Source organism: Protofrankia sp. CiP1_Cm_nod2 (genome assembly GCF_920664355.1).
In the GTDB taxonomy this organism is placed as follows: domain Bacteria; phylum Actinomycetota; class Actinomycetes; order Frankiales; family Frankiaceae; genus Protofrankia.
Genome location: NZ_CAKKTL010000020.1, coordinates 1 through 3,584, shown reverse-complemented (window position 1 = coordinate 3,584; position 3,584 = coordinate 1). Strand labels below are relative to the sequence as shown.

Here is a 3,584-nt window from a genome sequence, read left to right as displayed (position 1 = left end):
TGGTACCTATGCGGCCTTGGTCTCCCAGAAGATCGTGGAGATCCGCTCGATGAGGTCGAGCAGCTTCTGCCCGTCGACCGGGTCGACCGAGCCCTTGGCGCCGGCCGCCCCGGCCGCCTTGGTGGCCTGCCAGAACAGGTCGTGGAGCTCGGGGTACTTCTCCAGGTGGTTGGGCTTGAAGTAGTCGGTCCACAGCACCCACAGGTGCTGCTTGACCAGGTCCGCCCGCTCCTCCTTGATGGCCAGGGCGCGCGCGCGGAAGGCCGGGTCGTCGTTGCTCTGGTACTTCTCCTGGATCGCCTTCACGGACTGCGCTTCGATCTTCGCCTGGGCCGGGTCGTAGACGCCACAGGGCAGATCGCAGTGGGCGCTGACCGTTGTCTTCGGACGTAGGAGGCTCATGCTGCCGTCCTTTCTCGTCTCGTTGGACGTCCTGGGGCAACTCTCGGGTGGGCACGCATGCCGCCTGACCGGAGGGCCGGGATGCCGCGGGCGCGCCCCAGCGGCCCTCGGAGGTGCTCCGGCCTCGGACGGTGTCGATGCATGGCTCCACCTTGTGGCAACTTACCCGGGTGAGCCGACATGTTGCCGTGCGGATGGTCTCCGTCAGCGGCCGCTCCATGGCGCCGACGCTGCGGGACGGGGACGCGTGCGTGGTGCTGTGGGGCCTGCCACCACGGGTGGGTGACGTGGTCGTCGCGCGGCTGCCCGGCCGTGGGCTCGGGGTGAAGCGGGCCGCCTTCGTCGAGCCGGACGGGTCGTGGTGGCTGCGGTCCGACAACGTGGCGGCCGGCACCGACAGTGCGACGTTCGGCGCGGTCCCGGCCGCGGACGTGCTGGGCCGGGTGATCGCCCGCTACTGGCCGCGGCCCGCCTGGATCCGCAGGGTCTCGTAGTAGGCCGTGCACGCGCTGTAGGACGGCAGCAGGCCGGCGGCCTCCGCCTCCTTCAGCGACGGGGCCCGCGCGTCCTTCTCGGACAGCAGCGGGGTCACATCCCGCGGCCAGGGCAGCGCCAGGTCGGGATCGAGCGGGTCGATGCCGTACTCGCGGGCGGGGTTGTACGATGTCGAACATATGTACGATATCGCCGCGTTCTCGGTGAGCGCCATGAAGGAGTGGCCGAGTCCTTCGGCGAGGTAGAGGCCCTTGCGGTCCACGTCGTCGAGCAGCACCGCCTGGTGTGTCCCGTACGTCGGCGAACCGAGCCGGATGTCGACCACACAGTCGAGGACCCGGCCCTGGACGCAGGAGACGTACTTGGCCTGGCTGGGCGGCACGGCGGCGTAGTGGATGCCGCGCAGCGTCCCGCGCCGGCTCACGCTGTGGTTCGCCTGGGCGAGGCTGAGCGGGTGGCCGACCACCTCGGTCACGGTTTCGGACCGGTACCACTCCAGGAAGGTGCCCCGGTCGTCGGTGTGCTGGCGGGGGGTGAACACCCAGGCGCCGGCTATCTCGAGTTCATGAACCTCCACGAACGCGCACCGTACCCGGTAACGACGCCCCGTGGGGGCTTCCCGGGAGCCAATGCGGCCCTACCTGACAGGTGGGCATCACCCGGCAGGCGGGCATCCCGGCGGCGCGCGAGGAGCACGCCGGCCACCGGTGACTGCCACTGACTGCCACTGACTGCCACTGACTGCCACTGACCATCATTGATCGCCGCTGGTCACCGGTGGTCCATGTCTGTTCCGGTATCGATCCATTGGTGTTCCGGTACGCCGTGCCGGCCGCAAAAACTATTCGGGACGCCCGGGGCACGCGCATGCTTCAGTCGAGGATATGGGGGTGTCCGCGGAGGAGGCGGCGGGGCCCGCGTGTCATATTGGACGGCATCCCCGGGCGATCCCCGGCCTTGCCGTCCACGCCTCCCACCCGTCGAGGCATCTCGTCCGAGGGAGTAGTGATGACTGCCACAACCGACCATTCCGTCAACCAGCTCGTTCCTGATGCGCCGGGGCATCTGCCGCCGGCCGTGCCCCAGCCTGCCGTCGCGCCGGACGGGCCGGGGCCGCTGGCCCGCGACACCGACCCCGTGTTCGCCCTGCACCAGGGTGGCAAGATCGGCGTTGCGCTGACCGTCCCGCTGAACGACCGGGAGGATCTTTCGCGCGCCTACACCCCCGGGGTCGCGCGGGTCTGCACGGCCATCGCGGACGAGCCGGGCCTGGCGGACGACTTCACCTGGCGGTCGAACGTCGTCGCGGTGGTGACCGACGGCACCGCCGTGCTGGGGCTCGGCAACATCGGCCCGGCCGCGGCCCTGCCGGTCATGGAGGGCAAGGCTGCGCTGTTCAAGCAGTTCGCCGGGGTGGACGCGGTCCCGATCTGCCTGGACTGCACCGACGCCGAGCAGATCGTGGAGACGGTGGCCCGGCTGGCGCCCAGTTTCGGCGGCATCAACCTGGAGGACATCTCCGCGCCGCGCTGCTTCGCCATCGAACGGCTGCTCCAGGACCGTCTCGACATCCCGGTCTTCCACGACGACCAGCACGGGACGGCGATCGTGGCGCTCGCCGCGCTGGAGAACGCGGCGCGGCTGACCGGCCGGCGGCTGGCCGACCTGCGGGCGGTGGTCTCCGGCGCGGGCGCCGCGGGCCTGGCGGTCACCCGCATCCTGCTCGCCGCCGGCATCGGGGACATCGCGGTCGGTGACAGCCGGGGGATCCTGCACCAGGGCCGGGCCGGCCTCACCCCGGTCAAGGCGGAGATCGCGGCGGTGACCAACCGGGCCGGGCTCACCGGCTCGATCAACGCCGCGCTGGCCGGGGCGGACGTCTTCCTCGGCCTGTCCTCGGGCACCGTGCCCGAGGATGCCGTGGCCTCGATGGCGCCGGACTCGATCGTGTTCGCGATGGCGAACCCCAACCCCGAGGTCGACCCGGAGGTCGCGCGCCGGCACGCCCGGATCGTCGCCACCGGGCGCAGCGACTACCCGAACCAGATCAACAACGTGCTGGCCTTCCCCGGTGTGTTCCGCGGGGCACTGGACGTGCGCGCGAGCCGGATCACCGAGTCGATGAAGCTGGCGGCGGCGGACGCGCTCGCCGGTGTGATCGCGGACGAGCTGACCGAGCAGCACGTCATCCCGAGCGTTTTCGACGGCCGGGTGGCGCCGGCGGTCGCCGCCGCGGTGGCCCGCCAGGCGCACGCCGACGGGGTCGCACGCCGGTAGGCATCCGGGTAGCTACCGTGGCGCCGCTGGTGGACGCGCTGCCAGCGGCGCGGCCGGCGGTCGTACCGCGCGGCGGCGTTCGCGCGACGGCCTCGGACGGGTGGGCCAGGCCGTGGCCGCAGCGGGCCGTGGCCCGAGCTGGCTGCGACCGCAGCGGGCCGTGGTCAGACTCGGCCGCAGCCGGGGCACTGCCGGTTCTCGGACGCCTCCGCCAGCGGCCGCAGCGTCCCGCATCCCTTGTAGGTGCAGGAGACGAAGTCCGTCACGGAAACGACGATCGTGGTGCCGCCGGCGTGAGCGGCTGGCGCGGGATCGGCCACCGACACGGGTATCCGCTGTTTCCGGCGGAACCACCGGGACACACCCGAGCTGGGCTCCTGCACCCGCCTGTGTGTCGTCACGTTGAAGAG

4 protein-coding genes and 1 pseudogene are annotated in these 3,584 nt (G+C 71.5%); 2 read left to right on the top strand and 3 right to left on the bottom strand.

All coding sequences use genetic code 11. From position 1 onward, the window contains the following. Positions 1-6: 6 nt before the first annotated feature. On the bottom strand, positions 7-402 hold the full coding sequence (sodN, locus tag NBW84_RS03855) for a superoxide dismutase, Ni (protein WP_250281771.1): 396 nt from the start codon (positions 400-402) through the stop codon (positions 7-9). Positions 403-497: 95 nt separating this feature from the next. Between sodN and NBW84_RS03850 the strand changes: the two are divergent. Further along, positions 498-896: pseudogene (locus NBW84_RS03850) on the top strand (S24/S26 family peptidase); the annotation flags it as partial. Here NBW84_RS03850 and rfbC read toward each other — a convergent pair. Next, positions 857-1,474 carry a dTDP-4-dehydrorhamnose 3,5-epimerase gene (rfbC, locus tag NBW84_RS03845; protein ID WP_250281767.1) on the bottom strand — a complete coding sequence of 206 codons (618 nt, stop codon included), beginning with the start codon at positions 1,472-1,474 and terminating at the stop codon, positions 857-859. The pseudogene NBW84_RS03850 and the gene rfbC overlap by 40 nt on opposite strands. A 431-nt stretch (positions 1,475-1,905) precedes the next feature. Between rfbC and NBW84_RS03840 the strand changes: the two genes are divergently transcribed. Then, complete coding sequence (locus NBW84_RS03840; RefSeq protein WP_250281766.1) at positions 1,906-3,174, top strand: NAD(P)-dependent malic enzyme; 1,269 nt, start codon at positions 1,906-1,908, stop codon at positions 3,172-3,174. A 164-nt stretch (positions 3,175-3,338) separates the two neighbouring features. On the opposite strand, the gene NBW84_RS03835 is transcribed toward NBW84_RS03840, so the two are convergent. Further along, positions 3,339-3,584 (bottom strand): hypothetical protein (locus NBW84_RS03835; protein WP_445548625.1); only part of this gene is annotated, 246 nt, incomplete at its 5' end.

What these genes read in the sequence shown, in the direction of transcription:
- sodN (WP_250281771.1), bottom strand. Translation starts at nt 402, where the DNA reads ATGAGCCTCCTACGTCCGAAGACAACGGTCAGCGCCCACTGCGATCTG.
- NBW84_RS03840 (WP_250281766.1), top strand. Translation starts at nt 1,906, where the DNA reads ATGACTGCCACAACCGACCATTCCGTCAACCAGCTCGTTCCTGATGCG.